Below are 18,396 nucleotides of genomic sequence, written 5' to 3'. Positions count from 1 at the left end.
TCCGTAAAATATAGGCGCAAGCACGACCAAGAAGGGCATAGGTCCTGCCCAAGGCAATCATCAGGAAGGGGGAGCCCTTCTTTTCGCTGGAGTATTCAGAGAAAAGAACGCTCTGTCAGCGTGGCCAACGACGAACAGAGCGGCCCCAACTTGATTTTATTATAACGTACACCTTTGATTGAATCAAGACGCACCGCAGAGCCGGGTTCAACAGGAGGAAGAAATATGCCGAAGGAACAATGCCGCAGGACAGCGGACTATGAAATATCGGTTGGACCGGATGGATATTACTTTCGTTTTTACTGTGCGATTTCAGGTGCCTTGCTCTGCACGGTCGGACCTGTGCGGGGAGATACGCGGGAGACGGCGCTGCAAACCGCCTGGCAGACAGAGGGCAGGAGCCTGTTCAATCAGTGTCACAAATGCGGCAGATGGGTTTCGGATGTCATGTACAATGCGGATACTCTGGAATGTGTGGAGTGTTCCCCGTGGAAGCCGTCCTTAAATTTCTGTCCGCACTGCGGAGCAAAACTTTGCGGAACCGGATCGGTGTGTCACAAATGCGGCATGCGCCTGATGGAGGACCGGGAGCGTGAGGGACGGCATCAGAAGATCCGGCGGATGGGTATGGAGCAGTATGGGTTCGGGCCGGACGCGATGAAAAAAATAAAAGTTTGCCGGATCTGCGGTGCGGTGATGTCCGGTGAAGAGGATTTTTGCACAGACTGCGGTGCCATCCTTCCAAAGGAAACCCTGTTTGATCTGTATAAGACAATGCATTTTTATTGTCCGGCATGCAGTACCGTTTTGGCCGATACAGCGAGCTTCTGCCCCCAGTGCGGCAAGCGTCTCCGGTACCGATGAACCTGCATAACACCGCATTCGGGAGGGACTTCTCATGAAATTACATAAGATAAAGATTGTTTTGACGGCGTTTTTGCTGAGTTCCTTGCTGCTTTCCGGCTGTTCTGTGTCGTCCGGAAGCAGCGAACAGCCGATTACGATCAATATCTGGCATGTTTACGGTGCGCAGACCGATTCTCCGCTGAACGATTTTATTCAGACCTTCAATGAAACAGTGGGCAAGGAGAAGGGCATTCAGGTAGAGGTGTCCATGGTATCCAACAATAAAAATATCCACAAGAATATTCTGGCCTCTGCCAATCAGGACCCGGGCGCATCCCAGCTGCCGGATATTTTTGTTACCTATCCCCAGACCATTCTGGCCATGCCGGATGAAAACATTCTGGTAGACTATCGTGATTATTTTACCGAAGAAGAACTGTCCGCTTTTATACCTGCTTTTCTTCAGGCCGGTGAGGTGAAAGGGCGTCTGGTTTGCCTGCCGGTGGCCAAGTCCACCGAGCTGCTCTATATCAACCAGACCGCTTTTGACCGTTTTTCCGCAGCCACTGGAGTGCCGCTCAGCCAGCTTTCCACATGGGAAGGGCTGTTTTCTGCTGCATGTGAATATGCCGACTGGACCGACCGGCAGACACCCGATCAGCCGAACGACGGCAAGGCATTGTTTGTCCATGATTTCCACTTCAATTATTTTCAGGTGGGCGTGCAATCGCTCGGACAATCCTTTTTTGATGGGGAGGATATCGCCTTTGGCCCCGCTTTTCAAACGGTATGGGAGCCTTATGCGAGGGCCTGTCTGTCCGGCGGCGTATGGCTGCGGGATGGATATGCGACCGATCCGCTGCGGACGGAGGATACCATTGTCAGTGTAGCGTCCTCGGCCAGCGTGCTGTACTTTTCCAATGAGGTGATTCATCCGGACAACATCACCGAGCAGATCAAATTGACTGTGCTGCCCTGTCCGGTGTTTGAGGGTGGGCAGAAGCTGGTCATGCAGCGCGGCGCGGGTATGTGTACCGTAAAATCCACACCGGAACGGGAAAAGGCCGCCATCACCTTCCTCAAGTGGCTGACCGAGGCGGAGCGAAACACCGCCTTTGCGGTGCGTGCGGGCTATATGCCAGTGACGCAGGAGGCCTTCGAGCGGTATCTGCCTGAGGCGGTTGAAGGGCTTACGGAGCAGAAATATCAGGAGCTTTATCGGGCATTTCAGCAAACCCAACGCGAGTATCAGTTTTATTCGGCGCCCCAGCTGGACAATTATCTGAGCGTTGAAAATACGTTTGAAGATCAGATCCGGCGCTGCCTGAGAGGCGAACGGGAGAAATACCTGACAGGGCAGAATCGGACAGAGGAACACCTGACGGATATGGTCAAGCAGAGCTATGAGCTGTTCCAGGGCTTGATACAGCCTTAAAAGACGCATACGAAGGGAGTGACAAACAGCATGCAAAGTGTATGGAAGGAAGTCTGGAAGTGTTTTCCGAAAATGCAGCGGAAAAGCATCCGGATGCAGCGCAAACTTTTCTTATACTGGAGTTCCATGGTGCTGGTCGCTTTTTCCATTTTTGTTGTTGTACTGAATATAACAGGCGTTTTTTCGGCTTTGGATCAAGAGGTGCAGCAGATATTGTCTGTGCGGCAAAAAAATGTGATGACCGATATATCCAATCAGTTCGGCAAGATCACGGCGCAGGGCATCGCGCTCTCCGAGCAGTCATCGGAACTCATCAGCGACTATCTCCTGACCGATCCGGTCACAGCACTCGACAATGACCCGGAACGGATTGAGCAGCTGGAATCTCTCGTATATGGATATCTCACAACCGCGCTTCAGTCGGCGCCGTGCAGCGGAGCCTATCTGGTTTTTGATGCGACCATCAATTCGCAGGCGCCCGGAGCACGCTCCTCCCGCGCCGGCCTTTATATCCGGCTGACCAACCTGAGCAGTAAAAGCACGGCTAATCAGAGTATTGTTTTGTACCGCGGGATTCCCAATGTGGCGCGTGAGCACCAGCTGGAACTGCACAACCGCTGGAAGCTGGAATTTGACACTTCAAAACTGTCCGATTATGATGAAATGCTCAGCCGTACCACAGGGCGGCTGGCAGAAAACGCAGTCTGGACCGAACGGGTCTGTTTGACCGATACTTGGGAAAATATGATGCTCCTGATGGTTCCGATTGTGGGAAATGACAATTCGGCGCTGGGTGTGTGCGGGCTGGAACTGAGCGAATTGTATTTTATGCTCTCCTATCCATCGGAAGAAAGTAATTTTGGCAGCATGGTAACCCTTCTGGCGCCCATGAATGGCGACACGCTTGTGGTATCCAAGGCGATGCAGGGAAAACTGGAAGAAACGTATCTCAATACGGAGGATGTCCTGCAGGTAGAAGAGGGGAAATATTTCAACCGGTATGTCGGAAAGTACCAGACTTTTTTGGGTACGCATACCAAGGTGAACCTGCGCATGGCAGACGGCTCGCAGTTATATGCGGTCACGCTGGTTCCTCAGGATGCTTACATGCGTGCACACACTTTGCAGAGGGTGTTCTGGGTGATTGGATGCGCGATCATCCTGGCAATCCTACTGCTTCTGTCCATCCATCTTTCCCGGTCGTTTACCCAGCCGATTTCCCAGAGTCTGGAATGGATTCGCAGCGAAGGCGTTCTGTGCAGAGAGTGTTCGGGCGTGTCGGAGATCGACGAGCTGTTCGATTTCATGCAGACGAAATTGCAGAATATGAGTACATCCCAGCTGCCATCCAATATTGAAGAGCTGTTTTGCTCTTTCGCCCAGCGGGCAGCCACTCTGACGCCGACCGAACATAATATTTTGAAGTATTATGCCGACGGCAAGGGTATTAGTGAGGTGGCCGAACAAGCCTTCATCAGCATCAATACGGTTCGCAGACATAATGCGAACATTTATCAGAAGCTGGGTGTAGGTTCCCGAGAAGAGCTTCTGTTGTACATCGAATTATTCCGGCGCTGCGACCGGTTGGATGAACTGATGTGAGCGGCAAGCGTGACAATGCATGGAAGCAGGTCAGAAGTGAACAGAAAACGCGCGGAAGGCCGTTGTGCATCCCGGGCGGTTCGGAATAGAATTTTGTCAGACAGACAGGAACAGCCGACTTTTTTGGAAGTCGCTGTCCTGTCTGTTTTGCGTTTTCAGCCGGTCGTTATAGAACAGGGAGATGGGGAGATGTGGGAAATTTCCATAAAAATGCTGCGGCAAAGAAAGCGGAATAGACTAAACAAATGATGTATTTTGGGAAAATCACGGTCAAATACACAATCATGCAATGGATTTGCAAACAGCAAGCTGTTACTGTAGATGCAGAAAAGCGATTGGTCCCAAGAGAGGAGGGGGTTCGGTGAAACAGATCATCAGTGAACGCTTGATAGATTGTTCCGATCAGGAAAAGTTTGTGTTCAACCTGATTTGTCCAGAGTGTGGAAAGGTGTGGCAGAGCACACCTGTTGCTTTTTCCAAAGCGGGAGAAGAACCCCAAACGGAGTCCAAGCGGGTCATCTTCTACCTGCTTTATGAGAGAGAAAAGCAGAGGGCGTTTACCAAGGCCGTGGAAGAAGCGGTGCAGTTCTTTAATCTGTGCCCGCTGTGCGAACGACTGGTGTGTAATGAATGTTTTTTAATCTGTCAGGAGATTGATATGTGCCTCCGATGTGCAGAACGGCTGCAGGAAGCCGGCGAACAGGTTTCCACTGTGAACTGGACAACGCAGAAGAATCATTACAGTGAGAAATAAGACAACGAATGACAGCGCGGGAGACAGGAATCGGCTGGCAGGACGTGAAAGAAGTCATGCCGTATCCACAGCGCAAAAAGTGATTTGGGAGGCGAATCCATTATGGCAACTGGCGTTACAACCTATCAATGTCCGGCCTGTACCGGCCCGCTGCACTTTGTTGGAGAGAGCGGCAAACTGGAATGTGATTATTGCGGCACGACGTATGATGTGGCGGAAATTGAGAAGATTTATCGCGAAAAAGAAGCGGCTTCGGCTGCGGCGCAGGCCGCAGTGGATGCTGCCCACGATCGGGAAAGCGCTGCGGCTGAGCAGATGGGCGTGTCCTGGGATGCGCAGGAAACCGCGGGAATGAAGACATACAACTGCCCTTCCTGTGGCGCCGAGATGATTTGTGATGCATCGACTGCCGCGTCGAGCTGTCCTTACTGCGGCAATCCGGCCATTGTGCCCGGGCAGTTTACCGGCGGACTGCGGCCGGAGCTGGTCATCCCGTTCAAGCTGGATAAGCAGGCGGCAGTCGACGCACTGAAAAAATATTATCAGGGCAAAAAATTCCTGCCCAAGGCCTTTCGTGAGCAAAACCACATCGAAGAAATTCAGGGGGTCTATGTACCCTTCTGGCTGTGTGACTGTCAGGTTGATGGGACAGCAACTTATCATGCGTCCAATTCCCGTACCTGGCAGGAAGGCGATTATGAGATTACCGAGACCGATCATTATGAGGTTGACCGCAGCGGCCGGATCGGATTCGAGCGCATTCCGGTGGACGCATCTACGAAAATGCCCGATGCGCACATGGATGCCATTGAACCGTACGACTACAGCGCACTCAAGCCCTTTTCCACTGCTTATCTGCCCGGTTTTTTGGCCGATCGATATGATGTCAATCAGCAGGACAGCCTGCCGCGGATTCAAAAACGAGCGGAGAACAGTGCGGCAATCGAGCTGCGCAATACAGTCAAAGGATATGGTTCGGTACATGCGCAAAGTCAGAGCTTCCAGTTTCATCGGGGTGATATGAAATATGCGCTGATGCCGGTCTGGATGCTCAGCACAAAATGGAACGGACAGAATTTCCTGTTTGCCATGAACGGCCAGACGGGTAAGCTGATTGGTGATTTGCCGGTGGACAAGGGAAAGTATTTCGCCTGGTTTGCGGGCATTGCAGTTCCGCTGATGGCACTCATTCTGGGATTCTGGTTTTTGCTGTAAGGGAGGCGGGACGGATGAAAAAGCAAATCTTTGGATTGTGCGCGGCGCTCTGCCTGCTCTGGACGCTGCTCTGTCCGGCTGTGGCCAAGGCGGAGCAAGCCCCCTTTGACGCCGCGAAGATTCCATTTTATACGATGGTGTCAGATGGAGCCGACCTTCTGACCGACGCAGAAGAGGAAAAGCTAAGCGCACGGGCGTGGGAGCTGACGCAGGAATATCAGTGTGCGGTCTATATCGTCACCTTTCTCAGTCTGGGCGACATGGAGCCATGGGAAGCCACTGCGTATATTTTTGAGGAGTACGGGATGGGATATGGCGAAGATCAGAGCTGTATCATCCTGATGTTCTCCACCGAATATCGGGATTACGACATCATGGCGCACGGCTATGGAAATATCGCATTTACCGATTATGGCAAAGAGAAAATGGCCGAAGCATTTTTGGATGAATTCGGAGAGGATGACTGGTACGGCGGATTCACAGAATATCTGGATTGCTGTGAACGGTACCTGAATCTGGCCGCGGAAGGCACTCCATTTGATGTCGGCAGCGATCGCAGCCCGCTGGTTGGGATTGCGGTTGGCGTTCTGGTGCCGCTCCTGATCGCGTTTCTGATTTGTTCTTACTTCAAGGCGCAGATGAAAACAGCAAATATGCAGGAGGCTGCGCAGGTTTATATCGATGGACAGGGTCTGATGCTGACCAGACAGAATGACCGCTTTGTACATACGACGCGTTCGGAACGGTATATTGCGCCAAAACAGGAGAGCGGCGGCACATCGGTTGACAGCAGCGGATCGTCCCATGAAAGCGGAAAGTTTTGAGAAACGTTCAGCAGGAAAGGAGAGAAAGACTGTATGCTTTATCAAAAGATCGGAATGAGCCTGCTGGCGGCGGCGCTGTCGATGTCTTTGACGTCGTGCCAAGCGCTCTCCATGCAAACCATCACAGATAGACTGGATTCCTTTGGAGCGGCCATTTCCGGCAGCCCGGCATCCGCTGCAGATTCTGACAGCGCTTCTGCCAAGGCGGAATCGACTGCGCATGCAGAGGCGGCCATCCCGGCGCAAGCTGCGCAGGAGAGCACAGCGCTTCTTTCGCTCTTCTGGATGGAGGACGGCGACTGGATCTGGCAGGATGAAACGATGCGCTGTCGGGCTGCCTGGGAATACCTCTATTTGAGTGAGGCAGACGCGGCAGCCTATCCGGAGCTGGCCAAGCGGCTGGATGCGCTCAATCGGGAAGCTGCCGAATCCGGCGCACGCTGGATAGCGGATATGAAAGCGAACATGGGAGGAGCCGCCGGCCTGAGCACCTATACGCAGCACAATGCGGTGCAGAGAGCCGATCAGGCGATCCTGAGTATCTTTCAGCAAATAGACTTTGACACCGATGCATTTTCGTCCGGCACGGTGGTCTGGAGCACCAATCTTGATCCTGCAACCGGAAAAGAACTGACCCTTGCCGACGTGTTTGTCGATCCGGCTGGGCTGCCCGCACTGCTGGAAAAACAGTGCAGCGTGGAAGGACAGGTTCCCGGCGGGAACATCAAGGAATATTTGCAGACCGCTATCGCGCAGAAGGAATTCCTGTGGACGGTTGATTTCCAGAAGGTTACTTTTGCGTTTCCGTTTGCAAGCACCGGGCCCGATGAGCAGGGACAGATCTCGGCATCGCTTTGGTTTCGGCAGTCTCCTGAGCTGTTTCAGGACAAGTTCCGCCATCCGGCCGCGCAATACGCCATCCGTCTGATGCCCGGTGTACCGCTGGAAATCGATCTGGACAGCCGGGATGCTCGCGTGGACACCATTTCGATTGCGGCCGATCAGGACGAATTCGGTGGCTATACGCGGTTGGATCTCTCGGTCAACGGAACGGCCAAGACGCTGCTGCCGGACGGGGAAATCGGCAGTTACTATATGGGATCGATGTATCTCGTGCATCTGACAGACGGACAGCAGGTGCTTTATCTGGACACGATGCTGGAAAATGCATATCATGTCCTGTCGGTTTATCACCTTCCGGATATGCAGCTGCTCGAACGATATTGGGGCCTTGGATTTTATGAGCAGTTCGCCGATGACACAGGAAACCAGACGACTCTCTTCACCGACCCTGCCGACTTCCGGCTGTATAAGCGGGAGGAGCTGCTGGGAACCATGTGGGCGAGCGGCGACTTTCAGGCAGACACGTCCAGCGGCCTGCCGTTTGCAAAGACATCTTACTTTGATCTTGACATGCCGCGCACCCTGACGGCCAAGACGCAGGTTGGAGCGACTGCCCTGCCCGAACAAAAACAGGCGTTCATTGCCGCGGGAACCGTGCTCACCCTGCTGCGTACCGACTGCCTGAGCTATGTGGATGTGCGGACGCCGGATGGACAGGAGTACCGGATCCCGGTTGACGCTTCGCAGTGGCCGATTACGGTCAATGGCGTCCCGGCAGACGAATGCTTTGACGGCATGCTTTACACGGGATAATCACCGGATGATTGACAGGAGGTGAACCGGAATGAAAAGATACGGTCTGTATCGCATGATGTTGGCAGGAACGGCGATGTGTTTGCTGCTGTGTCTGACCGGGTGCAGCACAGTCCTACAGGAGCTGTTTCTGGTTCGGGAATGTGTGCCCAATGACACGGCGCAGGATGCCGGTCCGCAAGCATCGCCGGGCACCCGGCTCAGCGAGATCGCAGCCAATCTCCCAGCGGCGGCCGCTCCGGAAGCAAGCGGCCAAGAGGCAGCCCGGGCTTCTTATCAGGCTCTTTGCAGCCGCCTGCAGGAGAACGGCAGGCTGGCCGGTGTTGCCTTGCTTGGCTATGTGAACGGCCCCACGGAAGCAGAATATGCAAACCTGCTGCAAAGGCGGGGCTATCTGGACGATTACGCCTTCCTTGCAGGAATGGGAGAAGACCACCTGATCCGAGCGGAAGAAGGACACCAGCTGTACTGCGTTGTTCCGGCAGACACTGATGTTTCGGTGACGGTAAGCGCTTGGATGGGTTCGCCGATCTTTGGCGATGAAACCGGGCAGGCCGGGGACGTGCTCTACAGCAGCGACAGCGGCCAACCGTTGCTGCTGCTGTGCGGCCATGACATGGTTCAGCCCAATTTGCAGGTGCGTCTGGAGCGCAGCGACGGAACCTTCTGTTTCTGGTATCCGATCCCCGGTAAGGATGACAGAATCCCTTATCTAGGGGGTGCACAAAGCGCCCTCATGGATTTTACGCCAAATACTGGGGTCAGCGTGGAGGATTATGATTTCCAGATTGCAGCGCCCGAGATCCTGCAGGGAGATTGGGTGGCATGGGATCAGTATACCGACTCCGGTGAGCCGCAGGTGTGCCGCCTGAGATTTTACCGGGATGCGGCCGGAAATGACCGAGTGGAATATTGCTATGGCCCGCCGGTGGGCGAGGTGTATGCACGGCTGGATGGCGATTTTGTCCCTTCGGTCACACCGGCTGGATGGATTACGGAGGAGATGAGCGCATTTTATATGGATCTGATCGGCGGCACCGCGATGGAAACGGGGTTGCCGGCCGATTCTGCATACGACGCCCCCTATTCTTTTGTGGGAATTTACGAGATTCGCTATTATCCGCAGCTGGATGTGATTGAGATCGGTCATATGTTCAATCGGCCGCTGCTCAACGGCAGGAGCGGTCACTGGATGGTTTTTGAACGCAGTACCGGCTGAACACAGGGGAAAATGTCGGATTGCAGGAGAAAGGAGTATCACAATGGGATTATTTGATTCTTTGAAAAATCAGGCAAGGGAGGCTGTGCGGGACACGGTGCAGAACATGGGCAACAAAACCGAGTCCATCGTGTTCCCGGTCGTTCCGAATACCTATGAAGGGTTTGCTGCGCTGCCGCAGGCTGCCATGAGAACCCCGTTTGAAACAGCGGCCATGACGGTGGTGGCACTGTGCGTTTATCCGCACGCGCCGGAGACCTCGATTCAAATGCTGAATTTCCTGCGGGGACCCCGTCTGCTCAATGGGCAGGAGCTGAGTTTTATCCGCGATCGGTTCCGCACCAAGGATTATGTGCCGCGCTCCTATTTCAGCGGTGCGACCCCGCAGAATGACTATACCCCGCAGCAGCCGTATACCATTCGGGTCATGGCCGATCACAACAGCTTTCTCAATCAGGGCTTTGCCAAGCTGTTCATCCCTTCCGGCGGTGCGGACAGTCCGCGGCCCATCCAGCTGAGACAGGCAAAGGACGGGAAATGGTATCTGTGGGAACAGTTTCTCCTCACCGATATCCGGCAGCCGGAGAGTGCAAACCCTTGGGCGTAGACCGGGGAAGAGAAAAAGTTCAGCCCTGTGCAGAGCGGTTTTCGGGAAATCGCAGCCGTATCGGGCAGAAATGAATGCTGAAAGCCCCGCAGATGAGTCCGATCTCGTCGGGCGGGACATGAATCAATCAAGAAGGAGTGCTGAAAATGGGACTTATTAAGGCGGCATTGGGCGCGGCAGGCGGCGTGATGGCCGATCAGTGGCGAGAATATTTTTACTGTGAGGCAATCCCAGTGGATGTGCTGGTATGCAAAGGGCAGAAGCGGACAACCGGAAGAGGTTCCAACACCAAGGGCAGCCAGAATGTCATCTCCAACGGTTCGGTGGTGGCGGTTGCCGATGGACAGTGCATGTGTATCGTCGAAAACGGCAAGGTGGTCGATATCTGTGCCGATCCGGGCGAGTTTGTCTACGACACCTCGATTGCACCCTCGATTTTCACCGGTGATCTGGGTGAAAGCATCAAGAATACCTTTTCGCAGATCGGAAAACGATTTGCCTTCGGCGGTGAGGCAGGGCAGGACCAGCGGGTCTACTACTTCAACACCAAGGAGATCATGGGCAATAAATATGGAACGCCCAGCCCCATCCCGTTCCGCGTGGTGGACGAGCGGGCTGGCATCGATATTGATATTTCGATCCGCTGCTTCGGCGAGTACAGCTACCGGCTGACCGACCCGATTTTGTTCTATACCAACGTCTGCGGCAATGTAGAACAGGAATATCGCCGGGATCAGATTGAGGGACAGATGAAGTCCGAATTGCTGACCGCGCTCCAGCCCGCATTTGCCAAGATTTCGGCAATGGGAATCCGTTACAGCGCTTTGCCCGGCCATACGACCGAGATTCGCGACGCACTGAGCGAGATTCTTTCCTCCGAATGGGCGCTGTCCCGCGGCATTGAGATCTGGAAATTCGGTGTGTCGTCGGTGAAGGCATCGGAGGAAGATGAGGCGATGCTCAAGGAACTGCAGCGCAACGCGGCCTTTATGGACCCCACGCGGGCGGCAGCCTTTATGGTAGGCTCGCAGGGCGAAGCGATCAAGACCGCTGCCGGAAATACAGCCGGTGCTGCCGTAGGATTTATGGGCATGGGCATGGCAGGCGGTGTGATGGGAGGCGGCATGAGCGCACAGAACCTGTATGCAATGGGCCAGCAGCAGGCAGCGCAGCAGGCGGCACAGCCGGTTGCTGACGGCTGGACCTGTGCCTGCGGGCAGAGTGGGAATCAGGGCAAGTTCTGCCAGAGCTGCGGCCAGCCCAAGCCGGTGCCCAAGCCTGCCGGCGGATGGGTCTGCGCCTGCGGCACGACCAATACCGGAAAGTTCTGTGCCGAGTGCGGCAAGCCGCAGCCCGCGGCCGACGGCTGGACCTGCGCCTGCGGCGCGGTGAACAAGGGCAAGTTCTGCTCCGAGTGCGGAAGGCCCAAGCCGGCTGGCATTCCGCAGTATCGGTGCGATAAGTGCGGCTGGGAGCCGGAAAAGGGTGCAAAGCCCCCGAAGTTCTGCCCGGAATGCGGCGATCCATTTGACGATGGCGACCTGATTTGATCGCGGGATCACGATTATGGAACAGTATTCCTGAAAGGAGGAAGAAACCGTGGGAATTCTTTCGAGATTTGGCGATATCATGCGTGCCAATATCAATGATTTGCTCACCGGGGCGGAAAATAAAAACGCAGAAAAACTGCTCAATCAGTATCTCAGAGATGCACGGGAGGATTATGCGCAGGTGAAGAGTGAAACGGCATCGGTCATGGCAGAGGAAAGCGCGGCCAAACGGCGGCTGGATGAGGTAAACGACCAGATTGCCCGGTATGAAAAGTATGCGCAAGCTGCGGTTCAATCGGGAAATGATGCCGATGCTTTGAAATTTCTGGAGGCCAAGGGACAGCTGCAGTCCAAAAAGGCGGATGCGGAAGCGGCTTATGAGCAGGCCGGATTGAACGCGGAGCACATGCGCCAGATGACCCAAAAGCTGCTGACCGACATCCGGGAGGCAGAAAGTAAAATCGGAGAGCTGAAAGCCAAGCTGCGGATTGCAGAAAGCAAGGAGAAAATGCAGCAGCTCAGCGAGAAGCTCGGTGGCAAGAGTGCGCTGGGAAACTTTGACAGTCTGGCGGACAGCATTCAGAAGCGGATCGATGCAGCGGATGCCAGAGAAGCGCTCAATGCGGAACTCTCCGGTGATATGGGGATGAGCGATCTGGAGAAAAAGTATGCGGGCGCTGCCTGCGGAGCTTCTTCGGCCCAGTTGGAACTGGAGGCGATGAAAGCACGCATGGGAATAAAGCCTGCTGCTCCGGACGCGGAAAACGATGCGGCAGTCTGGCCGATCGATCAACCGGATAAAGGCTCGTAGAACGCGATCCGATCCGGATAGATCGTTGTTTTCTCAAAATTTGTACAGAATAGAGAAGGAGGAATTAGAATGGCATTTTGTCAGAATTGCGGCATACAGCTGAATGAAGGAACCAAGTTTTGCCCCAACTGCGGCACATTGGTACAGACTTTGGAGGAACCGGCAGCGGTGCAGCAAGAAACCAATTTCACCGCAGCGGCCATGCCTGCTGCCGAACCCATGCAGGCAGCTTCGGCTCCGACAGCGGTATTGGAAAAGGAAGCGGTTCCGCCGGTCGCTCCGCAGGAGCCTGCAGCTGTTCCGCAGCCGGCATCTGAGCAGACGATGTATCAGCAGGCTGAACCGCCGCAGCAGCCCTACCAGCAGCCCTATCAGCAGGCAGCGCCGCAGCAGCCTTACCAGCAGCCCTATCAGCAGGCAGTGCCGCAGCAGCCTTACCAGCAGTCCTATCAGCAGGCAGCGCCGCAGCAGTCCTACCAGCAGCCATATCAGCAGGCAGCACCGCAGCAGCCTTACCAGCAATCCTATCAGCAGGCAGCGTACCAGCAGCCCTACCAGCAGCCGTATCAGCAGGCAGCGCCCCAGCAGCCGTATCAGCAGGCAGCGCCCCAGCAGCCCTATCAGCAGCCTTACCAGTCCTACCAGCAGCCGGTTCAGGACGAGCTGCTCAGCGAGGGTCAGGTGAGAAAGGGCATGGCGATTCTGGCATACTTTGGTCTTTTGGTTCTGATCCCCATTTTTGCGGCGAAAAAGGACCCATTTGCAAGATATCATTCCAATCAGGGACTTGTTTTATGTATTGTTACGCTGGTTTGCAGTGTGCTGTCCAGTGTATTGAGCAATGTGCTTCTGCAAGTCAGCTCGCTGGCAGTGCTGATCGTTTCTGCCGTCTTTGGAATTTTCAATCTGCTGTTCTTTATTTTTGCAATTATTGGTATCGTCCATGCGGCAAAGGGTCAGATGAAGCCTGTGCCGATCATCGGTCGCATTAAGATTTTGAAGTAATGTAAAAATGTACGAGGCAGAGCAGCCGCGGATACAGCATGAATTTGGAGGGGATGCCGCCTCTTTGATGTGGGGCATCTCCTCTTTCTGGGTCAGTGGCCAACTGGAGGGAAAGGAAATATGAAAAAAATTATATTTGGGTACTTGGGCATCGGGGAGGAAGTTGTATATGAGTAAGCGCGTGCAAGGGCTGCTCATGGCATTGCTGCTCCTGCTTTCGCTTTCCGGCTGCGGTACTTTGGAGGCCTTGAAGCAATTCCGGGATGGGGATCAGACCCCTCCGGCATCGGATAACAGCACGGCGGAGTCAGATAAAGCGTCATCCGCTCCCGAAACACCGCCTTCGGAGGGCAAAAAATTTTTCTTCCCGGACAGGCTGACGCCTTCGCAGAATCCGGAGAGTCCGGAAATTCCCGAAAACCCGGAAATTCCCGAAAGTCCGGTGTATCCGGAGAACGTGCCGGCAGAACCGCCGGCGACCTCGGGCGGCGACCCGGCACTGGAGGCGCTGCAGGATGAAATCAGCCGGAGCGGGAGCACAGGCGGCCTTGCTTTTATCGGCTATGTGGACAGCCAAAGCTCGGAGATGGAACTGCGAGACTACATTGCGTACAGTGATATCGGGCAGGAGCGGCCATTCCTCCAAGACGCAGCGCTGCTTATGACCGAGGGACAGGAATTGTATGCAGTCTGTCCGCCGAACCCGTACGGGACGGTGACGGTATACGCCTCCGGCGTCACCGAATGGGGCGAATATGTGGACGATACCAGCACACCGCTTTATACGGGAATGCCCGGCGAGGCCGTGATTGTGCAGTGCAATCTCAGTGAAATTTACTCCAATGTGCTGATCTCTGTCACCGACGGCGGCGGTGCGATTCAGTTCCGGCCCAGTCTCTCTATGATGGATGGCCGTATCGTGGAAATGGCAGGGGTGTACGATTTTTCGGTCTATGCGCAATCGTTCGATGCGTTTGCCGTGCTGCCTGACACGGAAAAGCTGACATAGGTCAAAAAGATTCAAGTAAATGTGAGGCTGTATTTTGATACCATATTATTTTGATGGGATGTGTTGTTATGAAATCCGGAAAGATAATAAATTCCACGTTTCTGGCGGGCATGGTTATCGGCATCGCGTTTATTATCGGTGGCGTTTTTAACATTGTTTCCAGCGATTATTACATGCGCGAGTACGAGAACTCGACCGATATCCGAGAGGTCGATGCGGTTGTACAGTACTGCACCGCCAATCAGGAGAAAGACGACCTTGGCATCATGAGGACGGAATCTTATGATGTGAAACTGGAGTATGAGGTCGAGGGGAAAACCTATACCGTGAAGCAGAAGATCAAAGGCAGCGATAAGGCGTTTGCTGAAGATCTGGAACGCGGTGATACGATCGCTCTGGAGGTCTACCGCACTTCAAAAGGCGAATACAGACTGCCGCCGGACAGCGGCCCTCTGGATTTTCTGCTTGCCTGTGTGGTGATTCTTATGGGCTGCCTTTTTTCCGGTGTCGTGCTGATTGATTGCTTGGTCAAAGTCAGGAAAAAAGCAGTCGCAAAATCGACAGAAAAACGCCGGAAACGCTGAATTTGCAGACGAAGAGGTGCTTTATGAGTGCATCAGAGGCCTTTGTGATGGCGGCGGCAGCCGTTTTGGTTTATATGTTTTTTGTCGGCGGGAAAATTATCAAATATTCCGAGCTGCAGCCGCAGAAATGGAAACTGGGAAAGCGCAGGAGACTGCTGGCTCAGTGCAATTCTCCATTGCGGCAGGAAAATCTTCCCCGTGAGATCAAAGACGCATTTGAGAAAATTTTGCTCCCGCTGGGAGCGGCGGACAAAAGGCTGCTTCCCGCCCGCATGGACATGAATTTTCGCAGACGGATTGAGTGGCAGATCGAACAGCTCCAGCGGCACAGGATTTATCGCGAGATTCGGGTGGTCGATATCATCCCGCCGCCCAAAAACAACTTCACGCGATGGAACGATGACGGCAGAGAGTGGCGCGAATGCGTCTTGCAGTGCAGCGCACTCGAACGCTTCATTCGGGCGGCAGACGGCAAGCCGCTCCAAGAGATTTATCGCAAAAACGCCTGCCTCCGGGTACTGCAGTCCCGCCATATCCGAAATTCGGACCGGGCGGAGAAGTCGGGAACTTATTACGCGGACAAACTCAAAATCAACTGTCCGTCCTGCAGTGCGCAGGTGCAGCTTACCGGCCAGCAGACGATTTGCCCCTACTGCGGCGGTGTGATTCACAGCGATTTCTACGACTGGCAGACCGAAACCTTTGAGCTGTACGAGCAGATTGGAGTCTTTGGGCAGCGGATGCTGCTGATGCTGGCATCGTCAGTGCCTCTGTTTATCAGTATCTTCCTTTGTCTCTGGCTCATTCCGAACACAAGGATTTCTCTGACGGTGGGCGTAGGCACTGCCATTCTTGTTTTGGCGGCGATCATCGCCTATCTCTCGCATAAAACAACAGAGCAGGAACGGATGGTGCAAGAAATCGTCCGCTATTCGGAAAATTATCTGCGCTCCTGTATCAATGAGGCCTTGTATCAGCAGGTAAGCCGAGCCGATCTGATGGATTACAGCGTCGGCACGATCCGTTTGGAAAAGGTCATCCATACCGAAGAAACAACGCGGATTTCCGTGCGGGTATACATCAACGAGACCTATCTTCCGGAGGGGAAAAAACCGTATACGCGGAAAATCAAAAAGACGCTTACCCTGCAAAGGGCACGGTATCCGCAAAGGAGAAAAGGAACCGGAAGGTTTTTCATCGAACGGGAGTGCCCATCCTGCGGTGCCAATTTCATACCGGACGAGAATAACTGCTGTTCGTTCTGTGGCTTCGGCTTGCAGGTAGTCAATTCCAAGTGGATTGTGCAGGCGGATGAATAGAAGAGGGACTGCCGCATGAAATGGCTGGATAGAAATTTGGACGCGCAGACAGCCGCGCTTTCTATGAAGGAGGGAGTTCTATATGAAAAAAAACGATCAGTAAATTGCTTCTGGTGCTGCTGATGGTGTTTATGCTGCCCGGATGCGCCGCTTTACAAGCATTGGAGGACATCTGGGGGCCGAAAGAGCCGGACGGCGGTTCGGTTCAGGAAACCGACCAGACGCAATCCCCTTCGGACAGCACCGCCCCTTCTTCCGCGAAGCCTGCGGAGAGCACAAAACAGCAGCCGCAAGCCGATCCCTTGGATTTTGCGGATGAGCAAGCGCTGAGAGCGGCAATGGAAGGCGAATGGGTCTACTGCCCGCCGATGTCTGACCAACCGGCAGTGTGGATTACATTTTCTGCGGACGGCAATTTCCAGATACGGGCCAGAAACCCGGAGAATGGTGTCATGTGGGAAGACGAGGGCTTTTGCTATCTGGAATATTGGGAAGATGGGGGACAAGCAGTGCCTGATATGATGCGCCTCACGCTTTCTCAAGAGGCTGCCGGTCAAAGCAGCAGGCCGGTGAGCAATGTCGGAGATTTTCTCATTGCCCAGAAAACGCTTTGCGAGGGAGAAATTGTGCTTGGACTGCTGCAGCTTAACAACGGAGATAGTCTGTTTTCCGCATACGATTATGATATGTTCCCGATTTTGAAAAAGTATACCGGATGGCAGCCGCAGGAAGCGGGCAGAAAAGCAGAGATATTCTGCGCGGCAGTCTACAAAGTGGATGAGGCATCCCAAACGGTATGGTTGGACGACACCACGCAGGACGGCGAAAATATAGGCCGGTATGAGGCGCTGCCCTACCAGATGGCGCCGGGACAGACGCTCAATTCCCTGCCGGACTGGCCTTGGCTGGTGGCGGACGGCAGTATCTGGATGGCTCAGACAGATGAAATGGGACGGCTGATCGACTTGAGGATCTATCTCTATGACAGCGAATTTACCGAACCGGGTGGACTGACCGAAGAAGAGGCGGCGATGATTCTTGTCGAGGCGTATGAGATACAGGGATATTTGCAGCAGGGAATGCGGATGTTCTTTGAAGGAGAAACCGAAGTCATAGGGGGCGAAACCTGTATTTTGATCTCGCTGGGAACCAATGACGAGGATCATTTTGTGCGCGAAATCTATTATGCGGTTGCGCCAAGCGGAAGCATATACACCTATGACGTGGGCACGGATACATGGAATGCAGTGACTTGAATTGCTGTATTATGTGGATATCCCTTGTTCTGCCTGACGGGCAATCGTTGAATGCTTTGATAAAACATGGATAAAAACCATGGATTTTGCGCGTGCGATACAGACTTATGCGTGTTGCGACGATAAAAGTGGAACTGACAGAACATGGACTATATATTATAGAAGTGAAGCCGAAGGAGAAATCCTTCGGCTTTTACTTTTCTGTAAGGAGCTGATCACTATGAAACCCCGTTGCATCACCCGTGGCATTGAGGCTACCATTCCGCCTTGGCTGCAAACCCTCTTGTGGTACATGTGCGACAGTATGGAAGTCCCTGAGCGGGATTATCTGCAAATCTTCTACTTGTTCTGTGATGGTGACCGCCAGCGCATTGAGCATGAGCAGGAACAGCCGGAGTACAAGCACGTTGTCGCGATTCCGGACGAGCAGCCTGTTGATGCCAAGGTGTACATCATCGAAGATCCCGATCACATCACCATGTTACTAGCAGACGAATACTAAAGGAGGCTTTGAAAATGGAAGAGACGACTTATATCTGTGAGCGCTGCGGCGAACGGGTTCCGGCGGATGCCTGTACGATGGTTGCAGACACGATTTTGTGCCCGGACTGCGTGGATATGTACACGACAGTCTGTGATTGCTGCGGAGAGCGGCTGTTCCTCTCGGACGATCAAGGAGATGAGAACATCACCCTGTGTGAGCG

At 53.9% G+C, this 18,396-nt stretch carries 17 protein-coding genes and 1 pseudogene; all 18 read left to right on the top strand.

The features are described from left to right. Window positions 1-225: 225 nt before the first annotated feature. Window positions 226-864 (top strand): double zinc ribbon domain-containing protein, encoded by a 639-nt coding sequence (locus tag B5D52_RS16860; RefSeq protein ID WP_016149108.1) that lies wholly within the window; start codon window positions 226-228, stop codon window positions 862-864. Between the two features lie 34 nt (window positions 865-898). Then, window positions 899-2,281 carry an extracellular solute-binding protein gene (locus tag B5D52_RS14955; protein WP_016149109.1) on the top strand — a complete coding sequence of 461 codons (1,383 nt, stop codon included), beginning with the start codon at window positions 899-901 and terminating at the stop codon, window positions 2,279-2,281. Window positions 2,282-2,518: 237 nt separating this feature from the next. Further along, window positions 2,519-3,883, top strand: coding sequence for a helix-turn-helix domain-containing protein (locus tag B5D52_RS14950; protein WP_178139607.1), 1,365 nt, complete (start codon window positions 2,519-2,521; stop codon window positions 3,881-3,883). A gap of 361 nt (window positions 3,884-4,244) precedes the next feature. Beyond that, on the top strand, window positions 4,245-4,637 hold the full coding sequence (locus B5D52_RS14945) for a hypothetical protein (protein WP_016149111.1): 393 nt from the start codon (window positions 4,245-4,247) through the stop codon (window positions 4,635-4,637). 102 nt (window positions 4,638-4,739) lie between these two features. After that, complete coding sequence (locus tag B5D52_RS14940) at window positions 4,740-5,852, top strand: Trm112 family protein (RefSeq protein ID WP_016149112.1); 1,113 nt, start codon at window positions 4,740-4,742, stop codon at window positions 5,850-5,852. A gap of 14 nt (window positions 5,853-5,866) precedes the next feature. Continuing rightward, window positions 5,867-6,676: a TPM domain-containing protein gene (locus tag B5D52_RS14935; protein ID WP_016149113.1), complete on the top strand. Its 810-nt coding sequence runs from the start codon at window positions 5,867-5,869 to the stop codon at window positions 6,674-6,676. A gap of 33 nt (window positions 6,677-6,709) precedes the next feature. Continuing rightward, window positions 6,710-8,332 (top strand): hypothetical protein, encoded by a 1,623-nt coding sequence (locus tag B5D52_RS14930; RefSeq protein ID WP_016149114.1) that lies wholly within the window; start codon window positions 6,710-6,712, stop codon window positions 8,330-8,332. A 31-nt stretch (window positions 8,333-8,363) separates the two neighbouring features. Beyond that, the gene (locus tag B5D52_RS14925; RefSeq protein WP_016149115.1) at window positions 8,364-9,551 is read left to right on the top strand and encodes a hypothetical protein; all 1,188 of its coding nucleotides are present in this window, start codon (window positions 8,364-8,366) and stop codon (window positions 9,549-9,551) included. Window positions 9,552-9,594: 43 nt separating this feature from the next. Next, on the top strand, window positions 9,595-10,158 hold the full coding sequence (locus tag B5D52_RS14920; protein ID WP_016149116.1) for a DUF6935 domain-containing protein: 564 nt from the start codon (window positions 9,595-9,597) through the stop codon (window positions 10,156-10,158). 146 nt (window positions 10,159-10,304) lie between these two features. Continuing rightward, complete coding sequence (locus tag B5D52_RS14915) at window positions 10,305-11,708, top strand: SPFH domain-containing protein (RefSeq protein WP_016149117.1); 1,404 nt, start codon at window positions 10,305-10,307, stop codon at window positions 11,706-11,708. A 49-nt stretch (window positions 11,709-11,757) separates the two neighbouring features. Then, window positions 11,758-12,519 (top strand): PspA/IM30 family protein, encoded by a 762-nt coding sequence (locus B5D52_RS14910; RefSeq protein WP_016149118.1) that lies wholly within the window; start codon window positions 11,758-11,760, stop codon window positions 12,517-12,519. Window positions 12,520-12,588: 69 nt separating this feature from the next. Next, window positions 12,589-13,524 (top strand): magnetosome magnetite crystal formation protein family, encoded by a 936-nt coding sequence (locus B5D52_RS14905; protein ID WP_016149119.1) that lies wholly within the window; start codon window positions 12,589-12,591, stop codon window positions 13,522-13,524. 169 nt (window positions 13,525-13,693) lie between these two features. Continuing rightward, complete coding sequence (locus tag B5D52_RS14900; protein WP_016149120.1) at window positions 13,694-14,533, top strand: hypothetical protein; 840 nt, start codon at window positions 13,694-13,696, stop codon at window positions 14,531-14,533. Window positions 14,534-14,601: 68 nt separating this feature from the next. Beyond that, a complete protein-coding gene (locus tag B5D52_RS14895; protein WP_016149121.1) occupies window positions 14,602-15,117 on the top strand; it encodes a hypothetical protein in 516 nt (171 codons plus the stop codon). A gap of 23 nt (window positions 15,118-15,140) precedes the next feature. Next, window positions 15,141-16,436, top strand: a complete 1,296-nt coding sequence (locus B5D52_RS14890; RefSeq protein WP_016149122.1) for a zinc ribbon domain-containing protein — start codon at window positions 15,141-15,143, stop codon at window positions 16,434-16,436. A gap of 113 nt (window positions 16,437-16,549) precedes the next feature. After that, window positions 16,550-17,692: a hypothetical protein gene (locus B5D52_RS14885; RefSeq protein WP_147535146.1), complete on the top strand. Its 1,143-nt coding sequence runs from the start codon at window positions 16,550-16,552 to the stop codon at window positions 17,690-17,692. Window positions 17,693-17,912: 220 nt separating this feature from the next. Further along, window positions 17,913-18,194, top strand: a complete 282-nt coding sequence (locus B5D52_RS14880; RefSeq protein ID WP_016149124.1) for a DUF960 family protein — start codon at window positions 17,913-17,915, stop codon at window positions 18,192-18,194. Window positions 18,195-18,208: 14 nt separating this feature from the next. Further along, window positions 18,209-18,396 (top strand): annotated as a pseudogene (locus B5D52_RS14875) (amidoligase family protein); the annotation flags it as partial.

Source organism: Butyricicoccus pullicaecorum DSM 23266, assembly GCF_900167005.1.
GTDB classification, from domain to species: Bacteria; Bacillota; Clostridia; order Oscillospirales; family Butyricicoccaceae; genus Butyricicoccus; species Butyricicoccus pullicaecorum.
This window is presented reverse-complemented; position numbering and strand designations above follow the sequence as displayed.

Bases quoted from the DNA above. Each gene is read 5' to 3' on its own strand.
- B5D52_RS14900 (WP_016149120.1), top strand. From the start codon at position 13,694: ATGAGTAAGCGCGTGCAAGGGCTGCTCATGGCATTGCTGCTCCTGCTT.
- B5D52_RS14935 (WP_016149113.1), top strand. From the start codon at position 5,867: ATGAAAAAGCAAATCTTTGGATTGTGCGCGGCGCTCTGCCTGCTCTGG.
- B5D52_RS14925 (WP_016149115.1), top strand. From the start codon at position 8,364: ATGAAAAGATACGGTCTGTATCGCATGATGTTGGCAGGAACGGCGATG.
- B5D52_RS14895 (WP_016149121.1), top strand. From the start codon at position 14,602: ATGAAATCCGGAAAGATAATAAATTCCACGTTTCTGGCGGGCATGGTT.
- B5D52_RS14950 (WP_178139607.1), top strand. From the start codon at position 2,519: ATGACCGATATATCCAATCAGTTCGGCAAGATCACGGCGCAGGGCATC.
- B5D52_RS14940 (WP_016149112.1), top strand. From the start codon at position 4,740: ATGGCAACTGGCGTTACAACCTATCAATGTCCGGCCTGTACCGGCCCG.
- B5D52_RS14890 (WP_016149122.1), top strand. From the start codon at position 15,141: ATGAGTGCATCAGAGGCCTTTGTGATGGCGGCGGCAGCCGTTTTGGTT.
- B5D52_RS14930 (WP_016149114.1), top strand. From the start codon at position 6,710: ATGCTTTATCAAAAGATCGGAATGAGCCTGCTGGCGGCGGCGCTGTCG.
- B5D52_RS14905 (WP_016149119.1), top strand. From the start codon at position 12,589: ATGGCATTTTGTCAGAATTGCGGCATACAGCTGAATGAAGGAACCAAG.
- B5D52_RS14955 (WP_016149109.1), top strand. From the start codon at position 899: ATGAAATTACATAAGATAAAGATTGTTTTGACGGCGTTTTTGCTGAGT.
- B5D52_RS16860 (WP_016149108.1), top strand. From the start codon at position 226: ATGCCGAAGGAACAATGCCGCAGGACAGCGGACTATGAAATATCGGTT.
- B5D52_RS14920 (WP_016149116.1), top strand. From the start codon at position 9,595: ATGGGATTATTTGATTCTTTGAAAAATCAGGCAAGGGAGGCTGTGCGG.
- B5D52_RS14880 (WP_016149124.1), top strand. From the start codon at position 17,913: ATGAAACCCCGTTGCATCACCCGTGGCATTGAGGCTACCATTCCGCCT.
- B5D52_RS14915 (WP_016149117.1), top strand. From the start codon at position 10,305: ATGGGACTTATTAAGGCGGCATTGGGCGCGGCAGGCGGCGTGATGGCC.